Genomic DNA, 24,580 nt, shown 5'->3' with positions numbered 1-24,580 from the left:
GCCAGAATCATCAGACCAATCACATCTAAACTCCTAATCCAAATGTCTTATCATTAGTTGCCTCAGGAAAAACCATGCTCCTCTAAGAAAGCTAGAGTGATTTTTGAATTCTTTGTATCTGGAACTTGTCCAAATCTAGATGCTAGAAAATGATCAACATATTTGCCTAACATGTCACATTCGAGGTTAACAATATCCCCCTCTCCTTTTATCCCAAGAATGGTTTCTAATCTTGTATGAGGAATTAATGAAATGGTAAAAGTATTGTCGCTAACGCCAAAAACAGTTAGGCTTGTTCCATCAATAGAAATAGACCCCTTCAGGATGATGTATTTGAGCAATTCTCTTCCAGCTTCTATTTCATAATAAACAGCGTTATCCTTTTGCTTTTTACTCAAGATTACTCCTATTCCATCCACATGTCCTGAAACGAAATGCCCCCCAAATCGTCCCCCAGCGCTCATGGCCCTTTCAAGGTTCACCTTAGAACCTTTTTTCAAAGACCTTAAGCTAGTGGCTCGAAAGGTTTCTGGCATCACATCGACTGAAAATTTCTTATCATTAAAGGAGGTAACAGTAAGACAAACCCCATTTACTGCAATGCTGTCACCTAGCCTTACATCATGGAGAATCTTTTTTGCATTAATGGTTAAAATAATTGATTCTCCTTTTTGGTAAATGGTTGAGATTGAACCAACCTCTTCAACAATTCCTGTAAACATTATTCATCCCTCCTTTGGGATTGCAATTATTCGTATATCCTGTCCAATCTTTTTCATGTCCAATATTTCCAATTCCTGCGCCTCACTCATCATTCTTATCCCATCCCCGCCAAATGAAGATGGAGCATCACGACCGCCAATAATTTTAGGAGCAATATATGTAATTACTTGTTGAAAGGCCTTCTCCTGCAGGAAGCTCCCATGAACCTCTGCCCCTCCTTCGACAAATATAGAAGTCACTCCCTTTAGCCCGATAACCTTTAGCATAACTGGTATCTTGATATCAGGTGAATCAAGAGGGATAACCTTCACTCCTTTTTTCTCCAATTCCCTCACTTTACTTGAATTAATCTCAGAGCCTGTCACAATCCAGGTTTCTGCTTTTCCATCAGTTACGACATTAGACTTAACTGGTATGCGAAGCCGAGTGTCAAGGATGATTCTTATCGGGTTTTTCCCACCTCCAGGAAGTCTTGTTGTCAAACTGGGATTATCCTTGATAATGGTGTTAATCCCTACTAGAATTGCATCGTGCCTATGGCGAAATTCATGCACATCCTCCCTTGACTCTTCCGATGTAATCCATCGGCTATTCCCAATGGAGGTCGCGATTTTCCCATCTAGGCTCATGGCAGTCTTAAGGGTTACGTAAGGAATACCTGATTGAATATAGTGGTAAAAAACTTGATTTAAGGATTCGGCCTCCTCCTTTAACAGTCCAACCTCAACCTGCAATCCACTTTTGCGCATTTTTTCAATTCCTCTTCCCGCAACCTGAGGGTTCGGATCTCTTGTTGCGACTACCACACGTTTTATCCCAGATTGAATGACCAAATCTGCACATGGGGGTGTTTTTCCAAAATGGCTGCAAGGTTCAAGAGTTACATAAAGGACCGCACCATCCGCTTTCTCAGTAGCCATTTTAATTGCATGAACTTCTGCATGTGGTTCTCCCGCCTTCAAATGAGCGCCAATTCCAACAATTTGATTATTCTTTACAACTACTGCACCAACAACAGGATTAGGAGAGGTTTGTCCAGTAGCACTTTTTGCAAGATCAATAGCTAATCTCATATAATATTGATCGCTCATCAACCATTCGCTCCTTTACACAAAAAAACCCTGAAGGAGAACAAATCTCATACTTCAGGGCTTTTGATATTTTCACATATACATAGTTAAATAAAGGGTCAAAATGTCTATTTCACCCCTTAAATTCCAATGTCCATTCTTCCTTCTCCCATCCAGACTTTACTGTCGGCTCTGGAGTTTCACCAGATCCACCGTTTAACATTTGTTAACCGGGTCACGGACTTAGAGGCTGTGCCTCATCACCGCCGGTTGGGAATTTCACCCTACCCCGAAGGAACTATTCTGTTTACATAATATTATACAGCAAAACCACCCTTTAGTAAATTTAATTAACAGAATATTTTGTTTTTTACTATATTAGAAGTGGTAATATAGGAGTCATGTACTAAATTAAAAAGAAGACCCATGTTATCTCGTTAACATGGGTCCTCTAATACTTCATTATTCTTTTGATAAAATTCCATCACCGACATTTGGAGCCTTCAAATGATAAATCGGTAAAAACACGAGTAGACCGATAAAGAAAAGAACAGCAGATATTTCATATACCGTAACGATTGAAGACATTTCCTTCAATACTCCAGAGAAGCTCATTGTTAAGACCATAGCCCCTGAGAAAAGTGGACTTAGTGTACCATTCACCCTTCCGATAAAGTCAGCATCTGTGTTTTGTAAAATGAGTGTATTGATTCCGATTTGTATGCAAGGGAAAAATAACCCAGTGATAAATTGTGCCACTAATGTAATGGTGACGTTTGTTGAGATTCCAATAATGCATAGCCCTACCGCATTTGCTAACATCCCGATCATTAAAAGCCTTTGAGGAGGTACAGACTTTGCCAAAAATACAGAAGCCCCTCCACCAAGGATCATTCCAATTCCATTGGCCATTACAAACCACTGCAAACTTTCCTTCGCTAATTCCAATCGCTCTGTGACAAGGAAGATTCCTAAAGGTTGGATTAATCCTAAAGCTAACCCTGCTGCTAAAAAACTAAGTCCAAGAATCTTTAATTCCTTTTTCCCTAGGACATACCGAACCCCACTCTTCATTTCTTCCAGTACAGAGGACGGCTTTGACTCCTCCTGCATTTGATAATCCGCTGGAATAAAAGTAAGCATAACTGCGGATAGAAGGAAAGCAACTCCAGTAATCGCGATGGATACATTAATGCCTAACTGTTGGAAAACAAAGGTTCCTAGAGTTGGGCCTAAAACCATAAAGACCGCAAAAATGGTTTGATAAATAGACATGGCTGGTTGAATCAGCTCTGGGCTTAAATGCATTTTAAAAAGCTTCATACCTGATGGCTGAGAGAATTGCGATAGAATGGCTGATATCAGCATAACAAAAAAGATAATCTTCCAAGAACCAACCATAAGTACCACTAAAACAGTGAATACAGAAACAGCACTTAACACATCACACCAAATCATCGTTCTCTTCGGACGCCAACGATCCGCAAAAGTTCCTCCAATAAAGGAAAAGATAAAGATTGGAGCAAATTCCGCTAAAGATATCATCGAAACAGCAAAGGCATCGCCATTTGTTTTCTCCATAACAAATAAAAGAACGGCAAAGTTTCGTATCCAAATTCCAACCTGTAGGAACACGGAGGAAAGAAAAATGGCTTGAACAAATCGATTTTTAAATAATTGTGACATAACATTCCCCTTTTCTTATTTACAAAGTAATTTTTATCTCTAGATAATAATATTTACATTCTGGCGGCTACAAAATACTGAAAACAAAAAAACTCCTATCCGTCATTGTTGGATAGAAGGTCGTTAGGATTCCATAGAAAAAGACATAGCACCATAAATGTACCAAGTCTACGATCATCTTTTTCTAAAAAAATACAGACTAATCCCATCCAAAATGACTTCGTGATTATACGAATGCTTTTTTGAAAATAGGATTAGAAGATCATCGCCCCATGGTCACCCTTTCTATAATGGTTCCTATATATTATAATATCTTTCTCAAATATTCAAGGATTTGGTAGCCCGATTTTTAAAAAGTACAAAATAATTGGCTGACGAGAGAATTACGCCAGCCTTTAGTAATTTATTTTTTAGTGATTTTCATCATGATTTCTCTATTTAGTACTACCTTGATAATTATTAATCAAACGTTTGATTAAATTAATCATATCCGGTCTTTAACAGATCCTAGGTAGCATCATCCCAGATAGTCTATGTAATTTTCTTGTACTTCCAAGTCCAGTTTTTAAATGTAATGCACCTTTTTCTTTACCTGTTATATGGCCGATGACTTTTGCATTTAGGCCAAATTCATGCTGCTTTAAAATCTGCAGCAATTGCTCTTCTTGCTCTTTTTTGACTATAAAAATTACTTTCCCTTCATTCGCTAGATAAAGTGGATCGTAGCCTAGAATATCACAAGCCCCCTTCACTTCATTTCGAATGGGAATTTCCTCTTCCTCAATCTCCATCGTGACATGGAAGTCTTCCGCTATTTCTACAAGAGTGGTCGCTAATCCGCCTCGTGTTGGGTCTCGCATGATTCGAATACCATCTAGGGAATCTAGAGCACTAGCTGTCAACCCATTCAATGCGGCACAGTCACTTTGAAGATTTGTCTGAATCCCCAGTTCTCCTCGTGCACTTAATATTGCAATGCCATGGTCACCGATTGTACCATTAACAATAATCGAATCCCCTTCCTCCATTAATTCCGGCTGGATTGTATGAAGAGGATGGGCAAATCCGATTCCTGTTGTATTAATATATATACCATCAATGCTTCCTCGTTCCACCACTTTTGTATCCCCGGCAACAATTCGAACCTCTGCCTTTTTCGCCTCCTGTGCCATCGAATGAACTATCTCTTTTAATTCTTTCACCTTGAAGCCTTCCTCAATAATAAAACCTGCAGTCAAATATTGAGGCACCATCCCACTGACTGCCAAATCATTCACTGTTCCCGCAATCGCAAGCTTTCCAATGTTTCCTCCAGGGAAGAAGATAGGCTTTACAACAAAGCTATCTGTCGTAACAGCCATTTTTTCAGAAGAAGCCGGAAAAATAGCGGCATCAAAACGGGCATATTCATTATGTTCGAAGGCTTCAACAAATACAGCTTGAATCAATTTGTGAGCCAGTTCCCCACCATCACCATGGGCTAAACTAATTCTCTCATCCTTCATCAATTAATCCTCCCTCAAATACTGAAAATGGGCTGAACATGTCCCTTCTGCAGACACCATGCACGGTCCAATTGGCTTTACCGGAGTACAGGCCTTGCCAAATAAAGGACATTCCTCCGGTGAGATGAGCCCTCTAATAATCTCGCCACAGCGACATTTTGTTTTTCTCGGTTCTCCAACAGTAATATGAAAACGATTCTTCGCATTCCACTGGGAAAATTCCTCTTTAATATCCATACCGCTTTTTGGGATGACGCCAATTCCTCTCCAAGCCTCATCAACGGGTTTGAAGTATTCTTCAATTAAAGACTGAGCTGCTATATTCCCTTCATCGGTGACAACGAAGGAATAATCATTTTCTATTTCAGCGCGTTCATCCAATAATTGATGTATTAATTTATAGATTCCACCTAGTAATTCAACGGGTTCAAACCCAGTAATGACTCCAGGGATCTGATATTCATCTACTAAATATTGATAATTATTTTTTCCAAGAATAATAGAAACATGGCCAGGAAGAATAAAACCGTCGATTTTGACTTCTTTTGATTCCAATAGGGTTCTTAAGATGGGTTCCACAAGTTTTGTGGTCATCCACATGGAGAAATTATTTACATTACGTTCCATTGCTGCCCTCAAGGCAACACCCAATACTGGGATCGTTGTTTCAAAACCAATGCCGAGGAAAATAACCTCCTTGTCCGGGTTCTCCTCTGCAATCTTTACCGCATCAGGAGGAGAATACACGATTCGAATATCCTTCCCCTCCGTCTTAGCCTCAAGCAAACTAAATTCGGTACCAGGTACCCGAATCATATCTCCAAATGTACAGATAATACGGTTTTCTCCATCTGCGAGCTTAATCATTGCATCAATTGATTTTTGATCCGTAACACAGACAGGGCACCCTGGTCCAGAAATCAAGTTCACATATTCTTTTAGTGCCTTCTTTACCCCTGTCTCTGCAAGTGCCATTGTATGTGAGCCGCATACCTCCATAAAGATAGGTCTTCTACCATTTTTTTCAATATACTCTTCTGCAGATTCTCTCACTTTATTCAAAAGCTTTCGGCTTAATTTTGAGTTGGAAAATTCATTCAGGAGTTCTAGCATTAACAAGCTTCCTCCATTCTTCAAGACTTAATATCGCATTCTCCTCATCAATGGTGGACATCGCTTGTCCAGCATGTACAATGACATAATCACCTACTTCAACCTCAGGCACAAAGATGATTCCCACTGTCATCGTTGATCCCATTACATCAACTACCGCTGAATATTCCTGCTTTTCAATGACCTTTGCTGGTACCCCAACACACATTCTCTTCTCCCCCTATTCCTTCATCTCTTGTCCATATTTTTTGTTCGCTGCTATGATAAGTTGTCCAAGTGAGAGCCCACCATCATTACATGGAACTCGTTCATGGGTAAATACTTGAAACTCCTTATCTCTTAGCCTATTAGCTATTTCTTTTGACAAGAATGGATTATGAAAGCTTCCCCCAGATAAGACAACATTTTTATGAAGGTCTGGATTCTTCTTGCTTAAAGAAACGATTCGATCAACACATATAGCTACGATCGTTTCATGAAATTTTTGTACAATTGTTTTGATTGATACTCCGTTCAACCGTTCCTTCACAATACTTAGTAATGAAGGGCCAAAGTCTATTATTTCTAGCTCCGAATCACTGTTTTGCACCATTTCGTACGGATAAGGCTCAACAGATGCCCCTTCTATCATTTGTTCTGATAACCTTATGGCCGCTTCTCCGTCATAGGTGGCTACTTCACAAATACCAAGGATTGCGCTCACTGCATCGAATAAGCGCCCACATGTTCCTGCAAGAGGACTGTTCAGCTCCTTATTAATCATCTTTGTAAGAATTTCAATTTCATAGACTTTATTGTGAAACAATCTTTCTGCTAACTGGCGTCCATAGTCCCCAAAGTAATCCACCAACATAGCAGTAGCATTCCTCCAAGGCTCATTAATCGCCTTTTCGTTACCCGGCAAATGAGTATATTTAAGATGGGCTAGCCGTTTATAACTGGAGGCATCCCCATATAAAATTTCAAAGCCCCAAATATGGCCATCCTCACCATACCCAGTACCATCTAATATTATTCCAAATGCTGTATCATTAATCCCATTATCCTCCATACAAGAGACCATATGGGCATGATGATGCTGAACTGGAATGACTTCCCCTTCCATCTTCTCTGCTAGCTCACTTGTCATATAGCCTGGATGCATATCTACAGCAATTGTCTCCGCTTGGATTCCCATCCACTTCATCAAGTGATGGAATTCATGCTGAAAGTGATTGACAACCTCCAGATTTTCCATTTCACCAATATGTGGACCTATAAAAATTTGTTCATGCCTGCCTATGGCAAATGTATTTTTTTGCTGAGGTCCAAGAGCAACAACACCATGAATAGGTTGATTAGTTACCATTGGGTCTGGAACATAACCTCTTGACCTTCTTAGAAAGGCCATTTTGCCATCAATAAACTGAACAACAGAATCGTCCAATGGATGCAAAATTCCTCGGGTATTTGATAATACATAGTCAGCAATACCATCAAGATAAGAAAATGCCTCCTCATCCTGATATAGCATTGGGAGTCCAGATGGATTCGCGCTTGTCATGACCAAAACAGTAATCTCACCTTCATCAAATAATAAATGATGAAGAGGGGTATAAGGGAGCATGACACCTATTGTGTTCAAACCAGGGGCAAGACCATCGGCTAAGCCGCTATCCCTTTTCTTATTCATAATAACAATAGGAGCCTCCGGTGATTTCAGTACATCCCTTTCTTGATCTGAGACAAGACATATCTCCTTTACCACATTAACTGTTGCTGCCATAACCGCTAGAGGACGACTCGGACGCCCTTTTCTTTCCCTAAGGGTGCTGACTGCTATATCATTAAATGCATCACATGCCAAATGATAACCACCAATCCCCTTGATGGCGATAATTTTTCCCTTATGTAAAAGAGAGGAAGCCATACTCATTGCTTCTTCTTGTTTTGCGACAACTTCCCCTTTCATGGTCTTTAAGCAAACCTCTGGGCCACATGTTCCACAAGCAATCGGTTGAGCATGGTGACGCCGATTCATTGGGTCCTCATATTCATCTTTGCATTCATTGCACATATCAAATTCCTTCATTACTGTGTATGGCCGGTCATATGGCAAAGCTTCTATAATGGTGTATCTTGGCCCACATTGAGTACAATTGATAAATGGATAACGATAGCGAAAATTTTTCGGGTCTCTCATTTCATCTAAACAATCATCACAAACAGCTGAGTCAATGGGAATAACCAGCGATGACTTACCTGTACGTTCGCTTGGTATAATACTGAAGATTTGAAACCCAGAAAAAGCAACCTCTATTACCTCAACTTGATCAATTCTAGATAGCCTTGGTGATTTAGATTGGATAGAAGCTACAAAGTCTTCAATGGCCTTTCCATCACCTTCTGCATATATTTTAACTCCATCCATATTGTTTTGGACGGTTCCTTTAATTCCATATTCATCTGCTAATTGAAAAATGAAGGGGCGGAATCCGACACCCTGAACCCGCCCTTTCACTGTTATTTTTATCGCTCTTGGTTTTGTATGTATGCTTGCTTGATCCATGAGAGCCACACATCCAATCCTTCGCCAGTTCGAGATGATACTTGAATCAATTGAGATTCTGGATTGATTCCTTTTAAATCCTCAATTGCCATATCAACATCAAAATCTAAATAAGGCAACAAATCAATTTTATTCAAAATAACCATTTCAGTACGGCGAAACATCACAGGATACTTTGGAATTTTGTCATTTCCTTCTGGCACACTTAAGATGGCTACCTTGTGATTCTGGCCAAGGTCATATCCTGATGGACAAACAAGGTTTCCCACATTTTCAATAAATAATATATCAATATCATCAAAATCAAACTGCGGAAGCACTTTTGCAATCATTCTTGCATCTAAATGACAGCCACCATTTGTATTAATTTGAACAGCTTGAGCACCATATGCCCTAATGCGATCAGCATCCTTTTCCGTAGCTAAATCTCCTTCAATCACACCAATACGATAATCACTACCTAATGCAGCAACTGTTTTCTCTAACAAGGTTGTTTTGCCGGCACCCGGAGAACTCATTAAATTGATAACTAATGTTTTTTTCTTTTCAAAAAGATCCCTATTATACTTTGCAGCCGTGTTATTATCAGCTAGTACTTCTACATCTAAATCAATTTTCATGTTCCCTAACTCCCTTCATATGACTGAACCTTGAATGTCTCACCGGCAGTCAGTATACCACTGGGCAGCCTGCATTCTGGACAGATACTTATTCGTGTATCTGGATTATACTCATGCCCGCATACAGTACATTTGGCTCGGGCTGCTTCTTTAATGATTAATAATTGAGATTCCTCAGATAACAAAGCAAGCCTTCTTGCCCGAAAAACTTCAAACGCCATTTCGAGCGCATCAGGAAGAGCATTACTTAAATCACCGACAACCAGTTCTATTTTTTCTATATGTTTGATATCCCTTGAACGCGCATCATTTTCAACTAGCTGAAGGATATCCCCCATGAGTGCCATTTCATGCATAATTATCTTCCTTATAGTATTAATTATCTGAATATTGATTTAATTTATACCTATATACCATTTTCCTGATTCTTTTTTCAGAGGATATTTTTTCAAAACCAATTCACCGTTATCTGCTTCTACATGGTAAACGTCCTCACAAATTAAACATTTAAATACCTTCTCGTAAGCTAACCATTGGGTCATCGTCTTGCAATTTGGACATATTCTATTGAAAGCCTTTAAGGAATGCTTACTATTTATAATAGAAATCGTCCTACCGGCAATAAAAAAATCATAAACCTCATTGGTTAGCAAAGAATCACCTGCTCCGATTTCATACCATTTCAACCCAATGAAATCATCCATTATTGAGTCAATCTTATCTAAATCATCAGAAATAAATGGTGATGTTACTTCTTTCACTGTCTTGAACAAGCCTTTCCCCATTTCGGCAAAAAACTCGGACCTTTTCACTCTTGTTCACTCCATTGTTGAACTTGATTAACAACGTTTGCCACGAGTTCAGGTAGCTTCCCCTTTACAATATCTGAAAGCTCAAGACCTAAATCGAGTGAAGCAGGCTGTATACCAAACATAATCATTTCCTTTGGTAGCCTTTCTTGCAAGTCAGCCGCAAGTAAAACCTCCTGAAAGCCAATTTGGTGGACAGACATTTTTACCCCATAGTATTTCGGGATTTCCTCATTTTTGATTGTGATAAGCTCCCCAGCAGGCCTTCCGGCATTAATAGCGTCTATTACAATTAGATAGTCTGCATCCTCCACTGGCTCGAGCAATCTCATCCCGTCTGTGGCCCCTTCAATGATTTCAACACGGTCAAAACCCGATAGTGCCTTTTCCAAATACGGTATAAGGTGTACGCCAACACCCTCATCTGAATAGAGGGTGTTGCCGATACCGATAATCTTAATATTTTCTGTATGTGACAATGACTGATTATGCACTCTTTCCACCTTCCGACTTATGGCCCTTATCGCCATTGTCATCGACTTTTTCTGTTTTATATCCTGTAATAATGGAAGATGTTGTTCCATTTCTGCTCAACCAGTCTTCTCGGAATACCATATAAAGGTGAACAATAACAAAGAGAACAAATCCCCAAGCAACAAGATGATGGAACGAACGAATGGTAAAGCTATCAGCCCCAAATAAAGTACCAACACGGTTAAACATTCCGCCAATAGTTGATTCAAACTGCGGTTCAAAGAATAAGTAATACCCTGTTAAAATCATGATTACTGAACCAATGCCTATAAAAATTAAATAGCTTAATTCAGCTAATTTGTTATGTCCTACTGTATGTTGCTTCTTATTTGGCAAGAACAGATAATACTTGATTGTCTGCCATACATCTTTCCAAAACTGAGCTTTAAATGGGTTTGATCTGGTGTACTTATTCCCTTTAAAAGCCCAATATAACCGGAAGATTATATTTGCTGTAAATAAGAATGCAGCAAAGAAATGGATGTAACGTACCCATCCCATGACATTCGAATAATAGGCCTCCTCGGGGATGGATGAACCCACAAACGGATTGCCAATGTATATACCTGTTAACATTAAAAGAACAATAGATAATACATTCACCCAATGGAAAACACGAATTGGGAGCTCCCAGACATAAACCTTCCCTAATGTTCTTGCCTGATCAACAGTCGAGCCCGGCTTTAGATTTTTATTGTTGGGGTTGGACATTTGATCCCTCCTCCTAACCTAATCTTATTTCCGTTGACTCTTGATTCTCTAGGTCGGTTAAATGAACTGCGCATGCCAAGCAAGGGTCAAAAGAATGCACGATCCGCAAAATTTCAAGTGGCTTTTTCGGATCAGCAATCGGTGTATTTTTTAGAGATGCCTCATAGGCACCGATATTGCCATTATGGTCGATTGGTGAAGCATTCCATGTTGTTGGTACGACAGCCTGATAGTTTTTCACTTTCTTATCGGAAATTTGAATCCAATGACCAAGAGAACCACGAGGTGCTTCCATCCAACCAACACCTTTGGCATTTTTCGGCCAAGATTCTGGTTCCCATTTCGTACGGTCAAAGGTTGTTTGATCACCATTTTTAATGTTTGCCAATAATTTATCCATATCATCTCGCATCCAGCCTGCAATTAGAACGGATTCAAGACCACGTGCAACGGTTCTACCTAATGCAGATTGTAGGGCTGCTAGTGGAATATTTAGTTTTTTCAAGGTATCATCAACAATCTTTACATATTCCTCACGTCCTGATGCATACCCAACTAACATTCTAGCAAGAGGTCCCGTTTCCATTGGTTTTTCATTCCAACGAGGGGATTTCAGCCAACTGTATTTATCCTCTACATTTAGTTGATCATATGGAGGCTTTGGTCCTGTGTAATTAAAGGTCGTTTCACCTTCCCATGGATGTTTTCCGCCACTTTCTTTCCCATCGTAGGTATACCATGAATGATCAATAAATTCCTTGATTTGTTTTGGATCCTTAGGATCTACATCATGGATTTTGCTGAAATCTCCATCTAAGATAATTCCTCGAGGGACACGGTAAGTATCGGTATCACGAATATCTCCTGTTGGGAAATCCCCGTATACGAGATAATTATTTAAGCCTCCTCCATAAGTCCAATCCTTATAATAGGAACCTATAGCAAGTAAATCTGGAATATATACTTTCGTTACAAAATCTCTTGCTTGATCAATTAATTGAGAAACATGCATTAGTCTCTCCGCATGAATACCGTTATCACTGTTAATATCTAACGGAGTGGCCATACCACCAACGACATAGTGAGGGTGTGGATTTTTTCCTCCAAATATTGTTTGAATCTTAACGATTTCTTTTTGCCAATCTAACGCTTCCAGATAGTGAGCAACGGCTAATAAATTCACTTCTGGTGGGAGCTTATAAGCTGTATGTCCCCAATAACCATTGGCAAAAATTCCAAGCTGACCGCTATCTACTACTTTTTTCACTTTATTTTTCACTTCCGCAAAATAGCCTGGAGATGACTTTGGCCAATCGGAAATTGACTGAGCAATTTGGCTTGTTTTTTTCGGATCTGCATTTAACGCATCAACGACATCGACCCAGTCAAAAGCATGTAAATGATAAAAATGAACAACATGGTCATGAATGTATAATGCTTCATTCATGATATTGCGAATAAGACTTGCGTTTTTTGGTATTTTAATATCTAATGCATCTTCCACTGAACGAATAGAAGCAAGGGCATGTGAGCTTGTACATACACCACATATTCTTTGGACAAATGCCCAAACATCACGAGGATCTCTTTCACGCACAATCAATTCGAGTCCACGTACCGATGTTCCTGAGCTATATGCTTTTGAAATGGCCCCCTCTTTAATATCAGCCTCGATACGAAGATGTCCTTCTATCCTAGATATTGGATCCACTACGATTCGTTTAGCCATTATGATTCACCTCGTCACTTGATGCCTGATTTTCCTTTTTATTTTTCACTACAGCAGTCACTCCTGCATGAGCCGCTACACCAGCAACTGTAACTCCAGCTAGGGTCAAGCCGACTTTATCAGGGTTGATTGTAGTTTGAGTTCCAGGAATTTTAGCGAGTCGTGTGAAGAATGGTCCATTATCCCAGAAATTCTTCTCTGTACAACCTATGCAAGGATTTCCTGATTGAATCGGATAGCTCGTACCTCCATTCCAACGCATCTCAGGGCATGCACTATATGTTGTTGGCCCTTTACAACCAAGTTTATATAGACAGTAGCCTTGCTTTGCACCGATATCATCAAAGGACTCTGCAAACAAACCTGCATCAAAATAAGCGCGGCGGTTACACTTATCATGAATTCTATGTCTAAAGAACGCTTTTGGTCGTCCTAGCTGATCTAACTCAGGGACTACACCAAAAGTAATAATATGGGCAATAACACCAGTCATAACCTCTGCAATTGGCGGACAACCAGGGACACGAACAACTGGTATGTCCTTCACTAAATCTGTTACTGGTACACTTTTTGTTGGATTAGGATTAGCAGCTGGAATTCCCCCCCAGGATGCACAGCTACCATATGTAACCACCATTTTTGCACCTTTTGCAGCTTCCAAAAGAATATCTTTCGCAGCTTTTCCTCCAATTGTTGTAAATTCAGCCTCAGGTACAGCACCTTCAACAATTAGCACATATTCACCCGAGTTTTCTTTAACAACATTCTGCATAGCCTCTTCAATTTGATGCCCCGCAGCAGCTGAAAGCACTTCACTATATTCCAATGAAATCATGTCAAATAAAACGCTTTCAACCTTTGGATGTGTTGATCGAATAAATGACTCCGAACAACCTGTACAGCTTTGAAATTCAAGCCAGATAACCGGAACACGTTTATTGGACTCCATAGCATGTGCCACTTTGTCCGTTTCTTTGAAGCTAAGACCCATAGTGGCAGCTAAGGCTGTACACATTTTCAAGAAATCACGACGAGAAAAGCCCCTTGAAAGAGCCTCTTCGTAAATGGTATTTTCTTTCGTTTTCAACACAGATACTCCCCCCTTTTTGTTCGATTTTTTAGTAGAATGCTAGGCTGCTTTGTTGATTGAAATAGATGTAACAACAAAGGTGAAATAACTCTCTCATGTACACAAAACCCCCTATTATCTTAAAAATACTACTTATAAAGGGGTTCTCTTCCAGTTGTTCATAATATTCACGAAATTGTCAAATAATTGTGAACAAAGAGTGAACTCTGACAATTGTTTTCAATAAAAATGACATTTGTCACATTTAGGATAGAATTTTGAAGAGTCATTCTCTTTCGAATAAGGTATAATCAAAACAAATTTGATATCAATGGGGGGAGAAATATGGAAGGCTCTTTATTTTCTATTCTACTAATAGGATTTGTTCTTGGAATTAAACATGCCCTCGAACCCGATCATGTCATTGCCGTATCTACGATTGCTAGTCAAAGCAAAAAGCTTTCTCGATCATCATTGGCTGGGGTTTTCTGGGGGATTGGACATACTCTAACATTGTTTGTTGTTGGTATGTCTGTCATATTTATGAAAGGTGAAATTCCCGAAGAATGGGCATTATCACTTGAATTTCTCGTTGGGATAATGCTTGTTTATTTAGGTGTATCAAGTATCTTTAATTTAAGAAGAATAGGTGCCACAACACATACTCATAGTGAAATAAATCATGACCATTTTCATTTACATCCGGTCAAACCGAGCACTGCACACATACATAAAAAAGTATCCTATTTGAAATCTATGTTCATTGGAATTATACACGGTCTTGCAGGAAGTGCGGCAATGGTTGTATTAACTATGTCTACGGTTTCTTCTGTTTGGCAAGGTGCAATGTATATGCTAGTTTTTGGTTTAGGCACTGTTGCAGGAATGCTTATATCTACGACAATAATCGGCATTCCGTTTGTTCTTACTGCTAGCAAAGAAAGAGTCAATACTTGGCTTACCCAGGCTACTGGGACAATTAGTACCTTATTCGGAGTCTATTATATGTATAACCTCGGCATCACAGAAGGATTATTCTCAATCTGGTTCTAGGAATGTGGTGCCAGTCACCCAAAGGAGCCTGACACCTCGTTTTTATACAGAGATGTCAGACTCCACAACCATTAGTGAATACTTAACTCCTAATAACTCTTCTTACACAAAAACTCAATTACTTAAAAAATACTTACAAACAAATTTTATCTTTTCCTCTTCATGCCAAGAGATTAATTCATGAGAATGTTCAGGATATACTTTTATGTCTTTATTTGTGGATCCTAAAAGATTATAAACTGAAAAGACGGTTGAAGGAGGAGTCACACTGTCTTCCAAACCTATACATAATAAACTTGGGCATTTCACTAGCGGCGCAAAATTCATCATATCAAAATAACTTAAGTTCTCTAGAACCTTCTCATATCTCTTTCCTTCGGGATCTCTATATTTAAAATAATAAAGAATCTCTGTATATGGACCTGATGCAATTTTTAGGGCACGTTCAAAATGAGATAGAAATGGATAATCAGCCATTACCATTTGAATTTCTTGATTCATTGCCGCGGCCACTAGAGCGAGTGCACCTCCTTGAGACTCTCCAAATACACCAACCCGAGTTCGGTCAATACCATCTAATTCAAAAGCCCAATTAACACAAGCCATAACATCTTTATATACGTTTGCGTAATAATAAGAGCCCTTCTCCTCAATACCCAAGGTCATCCATCCTTGTATTTGTGTACCATTTGGATATTTTGCATAATCAGGGGAAAATCCTTGACCGCGAATTTCAAAGCTAATTACTGTAATTCCTTGCAAAGCCCACTTTAGATATTGCTCAACCTGTCCTCGACTATCTGTATATCCGTGAAAATGGAGTAGGGCTGGCGTTTCCTTATTTAATTGATTTGGAGATATGAGCCATGCCCTTAAAGGTGTATGATCCCAAGATTTAATAGTAACATCTGCAACTTTCACTTGCTCTATTGGATATGAAAGCCAATTTACTTCTGCATCTATTTGCGGTGGTACTTGACTACTCATCGTTTGCCAAAAGTCTACAAAATCCTCCCTCGCTGTTAGTGTTGGCTTATAGCTATGCAAGTCCTCTAATGAAAAATCTGCTATTTGACGAAGCATTCTAAGCCCTCCCTCCTTATTAAATAAAACATTTATATTAAAACTGGTTTTTTCAATCTCGCAGATTCATAGGCCGCTAATGCAACCTCCATTGCCTTTAATCCATCATAGCCTGAAATGGATGGTTCTCTTTTCTCTGTAATAGCAGAAATAAAATCTTGAATAAGACCTTTATCCATCGAGTTGCCCCAAAATTCCTGAGAAATTTTCTTTTCCTTATCACTATACAATGTAAGATTTTGGGCAAAGGCATTTAGTCTTGTAACTCCCTTTGTACCTACAATTTCCATCGTAACATCTCCCCAAGTTGGGAATGTTTTTGATCGGGACCAGCTTGGATCATGGGAAGCAAAAACACCATTATCAAACTCCAATGTCAATATTCCACAATCATCTATTGGAAAATCACAAAACTTTGTATCGATTTCTGCATATACCTCTTTTACTTCACTATTCATAAACCATCTCATTAAATCAATAACATGAACAGTATGATCAAGTACCGCTCCACCACCTGAAAGCTCCTGATTGACGAACCATCCTCCTGGGTTTTGGCCTCTGTTCGTACTCCTTATCGATACAATCCTTCCTAAATCCCCTTTTTCAATCATCTGTTTCACTCTTTTTACTGAAGCATTATAACGAACTGGAAAGGCGGTTTGAAGAATAACCCCATGTTGCCTGCATACTTCAATCATCTCCCAGGCGTCTTCTTTATTGACGGCCAACGGCTTTTCGCAAAGAACATGCTTTCCTGCTTTAGCAGCTGCTAATACTACCTCTTTGTGCTTTGCATTTTCTGTACAAATAATTACCCCGTCTAACTCATTCAAGGCTAACAAATTATGATAATCTTCTATAAATCTAGTATCATACCTTTCTGCAGCAGCATTTCCCCTTGCCACATTATCATCTGAAATGCCATAAAGGCTTACCCCATCAATCTCTAATAAACAGTCTGCATAACTATTTGCATGCATATGAGCAAAGCTTATAATTCCTATGTTCATCCTAAGTTCCCTCCTACTAATTCAACAGGTTTCCCTGTTTTTACAGATTCCAAAGCAGCAAGGCTTATTTCTAATGCCTTATATGCATCTTCAGGTGTCACAATCGGAACTTTATCCTCTTTAATACATTCGATAAAATGCTCTAATTCCAACTCATATGGGTTCTTTTCAAGGGGACTCTCAGGTACGGCTACACCTTGGCTTGCCCCATGCGAAGCATTTAAAGATGACTTAATAGAAATGGTTTCGTCACTATCATAATGGATAATTCCATCTTTCCCGGCAATTTCAAGTTCTACCCTAAATCCCTCAGGATAGGCCCAGGTTCCTTCGGTATGAGCAATCACTCCATTTTTAAAACGAATCGTTACTAATGCATGATCCATCCTGTGAAAATCTCTACCCCATTGGCTTTTTGCATAAACTCTTTCTACCTCCCCAAAACACCATCGCAAATAATCAAAATCGTGAATAATCATATCAACAATAAGGGTTCCACATTTCTCATAGTTTGCATACCAGTCCTCCCATGCTTCAGGAAATACTCCCCCTCTCATTGACCGAACCATTCCCACTTCTCCTATGGCACCATTCACAACTAGCTCCCGTGCCCTTACAAACTCAGGGAAAAAGCGTAATACATGAGCAATAAATAATTTGACCCCTTCCCTTTCTGTAATCTCTATCATCTCTCTTGCTTGTTCAAGGGTCCTTGCTATTGGTTTTTCACAAATAATATGTTTTTTTGCCTTAGCAATTCGCTCAACATACTCTCGATGCAAATAGGTTGGTAGACATATGTCTACAACATCAGGATTCTCTTTTTCTAGCATTTCATCAACTGATGAATAAAGGGTTGTATTCACTCTTTCTGCAACAGATAATCCAATACTCTTTCGTATATCTACAATTCCCACCAATTGGGTATTTTTCATTTTACTATAGGCCTCTGCATGAACTGACCCCATAGTTCCAGCTCCTAGAACAGCTACTTTAATCATATTTGACCTCCTTTTATTAATTCATCCATTGAATGTGAGATTTCATAAATCATCTTCTCTGGCTCTAAACTCGGCATGATTTCTGCCGTAATATAGTCGTTATATTTTATTGTTCTTAATGCCTGCATAACCTTATACCAATTAACATCCCCATGAAACAACGAAGTAAAGCCGTGAATGTTTCCTATTTCGGTTTTAAAATCCTTTACATGAACCTTTTTTATTAAGGGACCTAGAATGGAAATCCATTGCTCTGGGTATCCGTAATTCAAAATATTTCCAACATCAAAATAAACCCTTATGTATTCTGATTGTATTTCCTCGATAAAACCTTTCATTTCTAATGGACTTAATAAAAATTTGTTCCATACATTTTCAATAGCAATGGATACTTTACATTCCTTTGCATCTTCTGCAAGTTCCCTTAATATATCCTTGGACCTTTCATAGGCTTGATCATAAGAAACCTCAGCATCAACGACTCCAGGAACGATTAATATCGTATCAATAGCCAATATCTTAGCGAACAAAAGCATTTTTCGAATGATCGTTTTTGCAATCTCCCTAATTTCAGGGTCATTGTCTGTTATTGGATATTTCCATAGCAAGGATGTTGAAATGCTAGTAATCTCCAAATTATAGGAACTTACTAATTTCTGAACCCCTTTCACTCCCGTTAGATTCGTCTCCATACTGAATGCTCCTGTCTCTTCAAGATTTAACTCAATTCCTGAAAAGCCGGCTTCACTTGCAAGCTTTAATTTACTCTTGAGTGACCATTCCATCGGAAAACACCAAAGATTAATTCCTTTTTTAATAATAATCCCTCCCTTTCCCAAATTGGAATATTTCCCCTATATTGTATACAAAATGGATGCTCCTTTCATTAAAAATGAAGAAAATTTTCTTTTTTTAATTAATTTGTGGTGTTTTATTTCACCGTATGGTAAAATTTTCTTATTACCAATAAGGAGTTGATATCAATATGAAAGTTAGTTTGAGCATGTGGAGTGTACATAAATACTGGTATGACGGTACTTGGTCTGTTTTGGATTTTATCGACTTTGTTGCATCGACCAATGCAACAGGCGTTGAGCTTCTTGATATCTTTTGGAAAAATCAAAAAGAAGAACTTCCTCTTGTTAAAGAATCATTAAGAAAATATAACCTAGAAATCCCTTGCTATGCAGCTGATAACAACTTTGTATCCCACGATAAAAATGAAAGAGACAAACAGCTTCAGATTTTAATAGACGCAGTTGACACAGCTAGTCATCTTCAAGCACCAATCGTTCGAGTTTTCTCAGGAAACACAAATCCATCGGTTTCTTTTGAAGATGGTATGAAATATATATTGGAGGGTCTGAAAGAAGCTACCAAATATGCAGAAAGCAAGAATATAACCCTTTGCATCGAAAATCATGGTCAATTTGCTGGAAGAAGCGATCAAATCCTCGAGATCATAAAAAGGATCGGTTCACCTGCATTAAGGAGTACCTTTGATTCTGGAAATTTCCTATTAGTAGACCAAAATCCTATGGATGCCATCTTAGAATTAAAGGATTGTGTTAAACATGTTCATATTAAAGACTTTTTTAAAGTAAATGCACCAGGTGAACAAATAATACCTTCTTTAAAGGGAGACTATTATTTAGGTAAAATCGCTGGGGAAGGTGAAGTCAATTTACCTTTCATTCTTCAAACCCTCAAAGATTCTGGTTACAATGGTTGGTATACAGTTGAGTTTGAAGGAAGAGAGGAACAAAAACTTGGCTCAGAAAAAGCGATAGACTATACCATTCAATTACTTAAAAACCTAAATCCAACAGCAGCAAATAATTAAAAAGTTAAACAGGTCCAAGATCATATCTTGGGCTTTTTTTATCTATGTTTTTATTAACTGATGATGAGAAATTAAGTGAATAAAATAGGCAACCGTACTCCCTAAAACAAAAATCATCACCGGATATTTCCAAAACAAAAAAAAGGCTAGGAATAAAATAAAAACCTTCAAAAAGGCTAATTGCGGCTTCTCCACTGCGAGAAAAAAAGAATTTTTAACAATTCCTTGATACCCTGTACGAAAATGAACCATCACTGAAAAAACCGAAACAAAAATCAGGGAAAAAATGATGACTAAAATCCCGAACAGGAACAATCCTATGAACTGATATGGTAGTATCATGCGATTCACCAAATAAAGGTGAACCATTAATAAAACCGTAAGCACCGCTCCGGTACATCCTAAAATAAAACTATGGATAAAATTCTCCCTAAATAACCTCACATAGGCTGGGAAAATATCAACATCTTCTTTTCTTATCCATTTCCGTACAACACCAAACATCGCTGCCGTTGATGGACCAATTGTAATCAATGGAATTGAAAAAATAAGCCAAAGTAAATTTAGATAAATGAACTGGAAAACACTATTTAAAAGCATGAACCATTTCCCACTTCCAAAGGACTCCTCCATTACCCTTACCTCCTAAAAGAAGACTAGGGGCCGCCTCCATTCCGTATTCCCATTACACAAAATTCTCTAGAATCTCCTTTGATACTAGATATTGTAATGTGCTATCAGACTACGTGTTTTTGAGACAACCCCTCGTTCTAATTCTCTAAGAAATTAGTAATCCATCTTTTTACTCCACTTTTCGTATTCTTTTTCCCATTCCTTTTTATACTCTGTCCATTTTCCTTTTTTCTCTAAATCTTTTCTATATTTATCCCATGTACTATTAAACTCACTATCATTTTTGGAAACTAATAACTTCGCTCTATACTCATTCTCCACATCTGTAATCGCTGGGGTATATTTTTCAACGACCCCACCTTTCGCTACAGGAACACTATCATAATTGTGATTTTCACGGGATACACCTTGATCTCTTAAGAAGCGACCATTCTTTTGGTTTAATTGGAAATCAATTTTATCCCATTTACTTTTATTTGTTGTTACATCGTCAATCGATGTGTTACCTAAGAACCAAGGCTGAGCGCCATATTTTTGTGTTCTGTTTGCATCACCAGAAGTTAAGTCATCAACCACTTCTTTGTTAAATGACCAGCTTTTCTTATCATCTGCCCAATTCCATGCATATTTAGGTCCTTCTCCAGGAGGTCCAAAATTCACTGTCATTAGGTCACTGCCAAGCGCCCAATCAATATATTTTAGGGTTGCTTCTATGTTGGATCCCTTCATAATATAAGCTCCAACCCAAGGGAACGGGCTATGGCCTTCAGCTGAACCAATTTTACTAACTCCATCCGCTAACGGGAAAGGTATCGCTTCAAACTTTGTGGATACATCATTCATGTCCTTCGCTGCCGCCCATGGTCCAGTTGCTAAATCTGTCATCTGTCCAATATACGCAGCTGCTTTTCCAGAGCTAATTTTTTGTAGAGTAATTTCCTTTTTAGCTGTTGGAGCTTCCTTATCAAGTAGTCCTTTTTGATATAAGCTATTCAACCATTTCCATGCTTTTTTATAATTCTCATGATCACGTGCTGCAGTAAATTTTCCATCATTATATGGGTAAAAACCATTCGCTTCATTGAATGTATCTAGTCCAAAGGAAGAACCAACAGCTCTCCACCCTTGGAAGTTCTCTCCAATGGTAAGTGGAATTAATGACTTTCCTTGTGAATCTTTCAATTTTGAAGCCTCAGTTAGAAATTTCTCAAAGCCACTAATTGTTTTTAAATCATCTTTTGTCATGCCAACCTTCTCAAGGATATCTGTTCTGACCCAATATCCCATTTGACCCCAATCTCCAAACTTCTCTAAATCATTTTGCTGTCCCTCAAGCTCAATGAAGGTTGGAATAAAGTAAGTATGCCCATCCTCGTTTTGAACATATTTTTTTATAAGGTCCGGGATTTTTGCTAGATTAGGATATTTATCAGGCATATCCAAGTACTTTTCAATTGGTTCAACCGCTTTGGCATTAAGAAGGTCTGCCTCAACATCTCCCTTTGGACCAACTCCAACCATTACATCAGGCAGCTTTCCACTTGTTAATAACAATCTTCTTGCAGTAGCCTCGTCTCCTTGGGTATAACTCCAGTTGGTCATAACGCCAGAAGCCTCTGCTCTTAGCTTGTCAAAAATACCATCATTCTTTACTGCTGGAATCCAGTTAATATTTACGTTTACATCAATATTCTCCGTCCCTGTTCCACCTTTTCCTTTTGAATCTTTATCAGCTTCTTTTGATGTCTTTTCAGATTTACATGCTGCCAATGAAAAAATTAATAGAAAACAAAATAGAATGGATATAAATTTTTTCATACTTCTCTATCCCCCTTGTTTATTTAAACTCTATATAATAATCAAGCCTTAGTAGTTTTTGGCTTGAATAATACCAAGTGCGTTATTCCTTAACTCCACCTACCATAACCCCTTTAACAAAAAATCGCTGAAGTAGTGGGTAAATAATCAAAATTGGCAAGGTACCAAGAATAACGACCGCCATTTTTAATGCCATTGGCGTAATCGTTCTACTTGCTGCTGCAACGGCAGCATTAGAGCTTGCTGAAGCAGTTGCGCTGCCTTGTCTTAAGTTTTGTGCTGCATCTGCATTCATCAAAATATTTTGCAGATAAGTCTGCATTGGTTTAAGATTCATTTCATTGACGTAGTACGCCCCATCAAACCAGCTATTCCAATGAGCCACAGCTGTAAATAGGGAAATTGCTGCAAGCATCGGCATCGACATTGGTATAACGATTTTCCAAAAGATTGTTAATGGATTCGCTCCGTCAATTTCAGCTGCCTCAATTAAGGATTCTGGAATATTTTCAAAAAATGATCTCATGACGATTAAGTTCCATATATTCAATAATCCTGGAATAATATAAACCCAAAAACTATCAATAAGGCCTAATTCCCTGAGCTGAATATAATATGGGATTAATCCCCCACTAAAAAGCATCGGAATTAGAAAATATACCATCAATGACTTACGGAATGGTAAAGTTCTAAAAGATAGTGCGTATGCACAAATTCCCGTTATAAAAACAGTCCCAAGTGTGCCCATAATGGTTCGAGCTAAAGTAATAAGAAATGCATCCTGAACGAGCGGATTCGTTACCACAGTTTGAATATTAATCCAAGTAAATTCTCTAGGCCATAAGTAAATTCCGCCCTTCACTGAATCAAGCCCTTCATTCAATGCCAAAGCTGCCATATAAATGAATGGGTATAAAGTGGATAATGCCAGTAAAGAAAGTAGGATTGTGTTAAATACGCCAAATGTTTTTTCCCCTTTAGACAATTTCATGTTTGATCCCTACTTTCTTAAAATAATCTAGTATTTCCATATTTTTTGGATAGTTGATTAGCTCCAACAACAAGCATTAATTGAACTATAGACGTCATAAGGCCTATTGCTGTGGCTGGACCATAGTACCCTTGATTAAGTCCGGTCTTAACTACATAGGTATCTATAACCTCAGAAACTGGTAAGTTGATAGGATTTTGAAGAGGGTATATTTGATCAAATCCTGCATTCATCAAATTGGGAATGGTTAAAATAAGCATGATGCATATTGTAGGCATAATCCCAGGGATTGTAACATGGAGGGTTTGCTTCCACTTATTTGCTCCATCAACTATTGCCGCCTCATAAAGCTGTGGGTTTAGCCCCGCAATAGCAGCCAAGTAAATAATGGCGCTGAAGCCAACCTCTTTCCATATGGAGGAGATGACAATAATCGGACGAAACCATTCTTCGGAACCCATGAAATAGATTCTATCCATTCCTAGATATACTAATAATTCATTGATCAGTCCCGATGATTCTGAAAGTAAGGCCTCTATCACATAGGCTACGACAATCCAAGAAACAAAGTGGGGCATATATGTGAGAGTCTGTACCCATTTTTTAAACGTTTCATTGCGAACCTCATTTAATAACAATGCAAGAATAATAGGTGCAGGGAAACCAAAGACAAATTTGATGACTGTCAGCCAAATCGTATTAGAAAATACATCCCAGAACTCTGCATCCGTCAAAAAGTAGAAATTTTCAAAACCAACCCAAGCGCTAGTCCAAATTCCTTCAAAGATATTGTAGTCTTTAAAGGCAACTTGAATCCCTACCATTGGCATATAGTTAAACAAAAAGACTAATAGAAAGCCTGGTAGTATCATAGCTAGCTGCCAGCGGTATTTCCAGATCCTTTTAAATTTTCTCTTATATTTTGGTATTGATTTTTGAGCAATAATTGTTTCCTTTGATGTTTCTATGTTCATCGCTTCACCTCTGTAAGGGATAGTACTTTTAGATAACGCTTTCATATTAATCGTACA

General features: G+C 38.5%; 24 protein-coding genes and 1 riboswitch. Of the genes, 2 read left to right on the top strand and 22 right to left on the bottom strand.

Annotated elements, in window-relative coordinates; translation table 11 throughout:
* Window positions 1–62: 62 nt before the first annotated feature.
* The 14 genes from ribE to BQ6100_RS03545 all read right to left on the bottom strand — a co-directional run bounded on the left by ribE (window position 63) and on the right by BQ6100_RS03545 (window position 14,135).
* Window positions 63–722 carry a riboflavin synthase gene (ribE, locus tag BQ6100_RS03610; RefSeq protein WP_075980413.1) on the bottom strand — a complete coding sequence of 220 codons (660 nt, stop codon included), beginning with the start codon at window positions 720–722 and terminating at the stop codon, window positions 63–65.
* Between the two features lie 3 nt (window positions 723–725).
* Complete coding sequence (gene ribD / locus BQ6100_RS03605) at window positions 726–1,814, bottom strand: bifunctional diaminohydroxyphosphoribosylaminopyrimidine deaminase/5-amino-6-(5-phosphoribosylamino)uracil reductase RibD (protein WP_173719806.1); 1,089 nt, start codon at window positions 1,812–1,814, stop codon at window positions 726–728.
* A 136-nt stretch (window positions 1,815–1,950) separates the two neighbouring features.
* Window positions 1,951–2,094: riboswitch (FMN riboswitch) on the bottom strand.
* A 161-nt stretch (window positions 2,095–2,255) separates the two neighbouring features.
* Window positions 2,256–3,479 carry an MFS transporter gene (locus BQ6100_RS03600; RefSeq protein WP_075980411.1) on the bottom strand — a complete coding sequence of 408 codons (1,224 nt, stop codon included), beginning with the start codon at window positions 3,477–3,479 and terminating at the stop codon, window positions 2,256–2,258.
* A gap of 497 nt (window positions 3,480–3,976) precedes the next feature.
* Window positions 3,977–4,984 carry a hydrogenase expression/formation protein HypE gene (gene hypE / locus BQ6100_RS03595; protein WP_075980410.1) on the bottom strand — a complete coding sequence of 336 codons (1,008 nt, stop codon included), beginning with the start codon at window positions 4,982–4,984 and terminating at the stop codon, window positions 3,977–3,979.
* Between the two features lie 3 nt (window positions 4,985–4,987).
* Window positions 4,988–6,097: a hydrogenase formation protein HypD gene (gene hypD / locus BQ6100_RS03590; RefSeq protein WP_075980409.1), complete on the bottom strand. Its 1,110-nt coding sequence runs from the start codon at window positions 6,095–6,097 to the stop codon at window positions 4,988–4,990.
* On the bottom strand, window positions 6,078–6,305 hold the full coding sequence (locus BQ6100_RS03585; protein ID WP_075980408.1) for a HypC/HybG/HupF family hydrogenase formation chaperone: 228 nt from the start codon (window positions 6,303–6,305) through the stop codon (window positions 6,078–6,080). The genes hypD and BQ6100_RS03585 overlap by 20 nt, the downstream gene beginning before the upstream one ends.
* Before the next feature lie 12 nt (window positions 6,306–6,317).
* Window positions 6,318–8,645, bottom strand: a complete 2,328-nt coding sequence (hypF, locus tag BQ6100_RS03580; protein WP_075980407.1) for a carbamoyltransferase HypF — start codon at window positions 8,643–8,645, stop codon at window positions 6,318–6,320.
* Window positions 8,606–9,265, bottom strand: a complete 660-nt coding sequence (gene hypB / locus BQ6100_RS03575; RefSeq protein ID WP_075980406.1) for a hydrogenase nickel incorporation protein HypB — start codon at window positions 9,263–9,265, stop codon at window positions 8,606–8,608. The genes hypF and hypB overlap by 40 nt, the downstream gene beginning before the upstream one ends.
* Before the next feature lie 5 nt (window positions 9,266–9,270).
* Entirely contained in the window at window positions 9,271–9,621 is a 351-nt protein-coding gene (locus tag BQ6100_RS03570; protein WP_075980405.1) for a hydrogenase maturation nickel metallochaperone HypA/HybF, read from the bottom strand.
* Between the two features lie 39 nt (window positions 9,622–9,660).
* Entirely contained in the window at window positions 9,661–10,077 is a 417-nt protein-coding gene (locus BQ6100_RS03565) for a hypothetical protein (RefSeq protein WP_075980404.1), read from the bottom strand.
* The gene (locus BQ6100_RS03560) at window positions 10,074–10,568 is read right to left on the bottom strand and encodes a HyaD/HybD family hydrogenase maturation endopeptidase (RefSeq protein ID WP_235816476.1); all 495 of its coding nucleotides are present in this window, start codon (window positions 10,566–10,568) and stop codon (window positions 10,074–10,076) included. The genes BQ6100_RS03565 and BQ6100_RS03560 overlap by 4 nt, the downstream gene beginning before the upstream one ends.
* Complete coding sequence (cybH, locus tag BQ6100_RS03555; protein ID WP_075980403.1) at window positions 10,561–11,319, bottom strand: Ni/Fe-hydrogenase, b-type cytochrome subunit; 759 nt, start codon at window positions 11,317–11,319, stop codon at window positions 10,561–10,563. Before cybH ends, BQ6100_RS03560 begins: the two co-directional genes overlap by 8 nt.
* A gap of 13 nt (window positions 11,320–11,332) precedes the next feature.
* Window positions 11,333–13,048, bottom strand: a complete 1,716-nt coding sequence (locus BQ6100_RS03550; protein WP_075980402.1) for a nickel-dependent hydrogenase large subunit — start codon at window positions 13,046–13,048, stop codon at window positions 11,333–11,335.
* A complete protein-coding gene (locus tag BQ6100_RS03545; RefSeq protein ID WP_075983421.1) occupies window positions 13,041–14,135 on the bottom strand; it encodes a hydrogenase small subunit in 1,095 nt (364 codons plus the stop codon). Before BQ6100_RS03545 ends, BQ6100_RS03550 begins: the two co-directional genes overlap by 8 nt.
* A gap of 327 nt (window positions 14,136–14,462) precedes the next feature.
* Here BQ6100_RS03545 and BQ6100_RS03540 point away from each other — a divergent pair, with 327 nt between their 5' ends.
* Complete coding sequence (locus BQ6100_RS03540; RefSeq protein WP_075980401.1) at window positions 14,463–15,170, top strand: urease accessory protein UreH domain-containing protein; 708 nt, start codon at window positions 14,463–14,465, stop codon at window positions 15,168–15,170.
* 114 nt (window positions 15,171–15,284) lie between these two features.
* Here BQ6100_RS03540 and BQ6100_RS03535 read toward each other — a convergent pair whose 3' ends face one another.
* The 4 genes from BQ6100_RS03535 to BQ6100_RS03520 are packed head-to-tail and all read right to left on the bottom strand — an operon-like array spanning window position 15,285 to window position 19,049.
* Window positions 15,285–16,253, bottom strand: a complete 969-nt coding sequence (locus BQ6100_RS03535) for an acetylxylan esterase (RefSeq protein ID WP_075980400.1) — start codon at window positions 16,251–16,253, stop codon at window positions 15,285–15,287.
* A gap of 32 nt (window positions 16,254–16,285) precedes the next feature.
* Entirely contained in the window at window positions 16,286–17,263 is a 978-nt protein-coding gene (locus tag BQ6100_RS03530) for a Gfo/Idh/MocA family protein (RefSeq protein WP_075980399.1), read from the bottom strand.
* Window positions 17,260–18,264, bottom strand: a complete 1,005-nt coding sequence (locus BQ6100_RS03525; RefSeq protein ID WP_075980398.1) for a Gfo/Idh/MocA family protein — start codon at window positions 18,262–18,264, stop codon at window positions 17,260–17,262. The genes BQ6100_RS03530 and BQ6100_RS03525 overlap by 4 nt, the downstream gene beginning before the upstream one ends.
* A complete protein-coding gene (locus BQ6100_RS03520; RefSeq protein WP_075983420.1) occupies window positions 18,261–19,049 on the bottom strand; it encodes a sugar phosphate isomerase/epimerase family protein in 789 nt (262 codons plus the stop codon). The genes BQ6100_RS03525 and BQ6100_RS03520 overlap by 4 nt, the downstream gene beginning before the upstream one ends.
* Before the next feature lie 200 nt (window positions 19,050–19,249).
* Here BQ6100_RS03520 and BQ6100_RS03515 point away from each other — a divergent pair, with 200 nt between their 5' ends.
* Entirely contained in the window at window positions 19,250–20,107 is an 858-nt protein-coding gene (locus BQ6100_RS03515; RefSeq protein WP_075980397.1) for a sugar phosphate isomerase/epimerase family protein, read from the top strand.
* A 42-nt stretch (window positions 20,108–20,149) separates the two neighbouring features.
* On the opposite strand, the gene BQ6100_RS03510 is transcribed toward BQ6100_RS03515, so the two are convergent.
* The 4 genes from BQ6100_RS03510 to BQ6100_RS03495 all read right to left on the bottom strand — a co-directional run bounded on the left by BQ6100_RS03510 (window position 20,150) and on the right by BQ6100_RS03495 (window position 24,523).
* On the bottom strand, window positions 20,150–20,740 hold the full coding sequence (locus tag BQ6100_RS03510) for a YesL family protein (RefSeq protein ID WP_075980396.1): 591 nt from the start codon (window positions 20,738–20,740) through the stop codon (window positions 20,150–20,152).
* Between the two features lie 153 nt (window positions 20,741–20,893).
* Window positions 20,894–22,558 carry a type 2 periplasmic-binding domain-containing protein gene (locus BQ6100_RS03505; protein WP_075980395.1) on the bottom strand — a complete coding sequence of 555 codons (1,665 nt, stop codon included), beginning with the start codon at window positions 22,556–22,558 and terminating at the stop codon, window positions 20,894–20,896.
* Between the two features lie 82 nt (window positions 22,559–22,640).
* Window positions 22,641–23,549 carry a carbohydrate ABC transporter permease gene (locus BQ6100_RS03500; protein WP_075980394.1) on the bottom strand — a complete coding sequence of 303 codons (909 nt, stop codon included), beginning with the start codon at window positions 23,547–23,549 and terminating at the stop codon, window positions 22,641–22,643.
* A 17-nt stretch (window positions 23,550–23,566) separates the two neighbouring features.
* Window positions 23,567–24,523, bottom strand: coding sequence for an ABC transporter permease (locus BQ6100_RS03495; RefSeq protein ID WP_075980393.1), 957 nt, complete (start codon window positions 24,521–24,523; stop codon window positions 23,567–23,569).
* Window positions 24,524–24,580 lie beyond the last annotated feature (57 nt).

It is taken from the genome of Bacillus massilinigeriensis (assembly GCF_900117315.1).
In the GTDB taxonomy this organism is placed as follows: domain Bacteria; phylum Bacillota; class Bacilli; order Bacillales; family Cytobacillaceae; genus Bacillus_BE; species Bacillus_BE massilionigeriensis.
The sequence above is the reverse complement of the archived record's forward strand: the minus strand, read 5'-3'. Positions and strand labels throughout refer to the sequence as shown.

Excerpts from the sequence above, each read along its gene's own strand:
- BQ6100_RS03505 (WP_075980395.1), bottom strand. The coding sequence starts at position 22,558 with ATGAAAAAATTTATATCCATTCTATTTTGTTTTCTATTAATTTTTTCA.
- BQ6100_RS03525 (WP_075980398.1), bottom strand. The coding sequence starts at position 18,264 with ATGATTAAAGTAGCTGTTCTAGGAGCTGGAACTATGGGGTCAGTTCAT.
- BQ6100_RS03495 (WP_075980393.1), bottom strand. The coding sequence starts at position 24,523 with ATGAACATAGAAACATCAAAGGAAACAATTATTGCTCAAAAATCAATA.
- hypD (WP_075980409.1), bottom strand. The coding sequence starts at position 6,097 with ATGCTAGAACTCCTGAATGAATTTTCCAACTCAAAATTAAGCCGAAAG.
- ribD (WP_173719806.1), bottom strand. The coding sequence starts at position 1,814 with ATGAGCGATCAATATTATATGAGATTAGCTATTGATCTTGCAAAAAGT.
- ribE (WP_075980413.1), bottom strand. The coding sequence starts at position 722 with ATGTTTACAGGAATTGTTGAAGAGGTTGGTTCAATCTCAACCATTTAC.
- BQ6100_RS03535 (WP_075980400.1), bottom strand. The coding sequence starts at position 16,253 with ATGCTTCGTCAAATAGCAGATTTTTCATTAGAGGACTTGCATAGCTAT.
- hypF (WP_075980407.1), bottom strand. The coding sequence starts at position 8,645 with ATGGATCAAGCAAGCATACATACAAAACCAAGAGCGATAAAAATAACA.
- BQ6100_RS03530 (WP_075980399.1), bottom strand. The coding sequence starts at position 17,263 with ATGAACATAGGAATTATAAGCTTTGCTCATATGCATGCAAATAGTTAT.
- BQ6100_RS03570 (WP_075980405.1), bottom strand. The coding sequence starts at position 9,621 with ATGCATGAAATGGCACTCATGGGGGATATCCTTCAGCTAGTTGAAAAT.
- BQ6100_RS03550 (WP_075980402.1), bottom strand. The coding sequence starts at position 13,048 with ATGGCTAAACGAATCGTAGTGGATCCAATATCTAGGATAGAAGGACAT.
- hypE (WP_075980410.1), bottom strand. The coding sequence starts at position 4,984 with ATGAAGGATGAGAGAATTAGTTTAGCCCATGGTGATGGTGGGGAACTG.
- hypB (WP_075980406.1), bottom strand. The coding sequence starts at position 9,265 with ATGAAAATTGATTTAGATGTAGAAGTACTAGCTGATAATAACACGGCT.
- BQ6100_RS03515 (WP_075980397.1), top strand. The coding sequence starts at position 19,250 with ATGAAAGTTAGTTTGAGCATGTGGAGTGTACATAAATACTGGTATGAC.
- BQ6100_RS03600 (WP_075980411.1), bottom strand. The coding sequence starts at position 3,479 with ATGTCACAATTATTTAAAAATCGATTTGTTCAAGCCATTTTTCTTTCC.
- BQ6100_RS03585 (WP_075980408.1), bottom strand. The coding sequence starts at position 6,305 with ATGTGTGTTGGGGTACCAGCAAAGGTCATTGAAAAGCAGGAATATTCA.
- BQ6100_RS03520 (WP_075983420.1), bottom strand. The coding sequence starts at position 19,049 with ATGGAATGGTCACTCAAGAGTAAATTAAAGCTTGCAAGTGAAGCCGGC.
- BQ6100_RS03510 (WP_075980396.1), bottom strand. The coding sequence starts at position 20,740 with ATGGAGGAGTCCTTTGGAAGTGGGAAATGGTTCATGCTTTTAAATAGT.
- BQ6100_RS03500 (WP_075980394.1), bottom strand. The coding sequence starts at position 23,549 with ATGAAATTGTCTAAAGGGGAAAAAACATTTGGCGTATTTAACACAATC.
- BQ6100_RS03540 (WP_075980401.1), top strand. The coding sequence starts at position 14,463 with ATGGAAGGCTCTTTATTTTCTATTCTACTAATAGGATTTGTTCTTGGA.
- cybH (WP_075980403.1), bottom strand. The coding sequence starts at position 11,319 with ATGTCCAACCCCAACAATAAAAATCTAAAGCCGGGCTCGACTGTTGAT.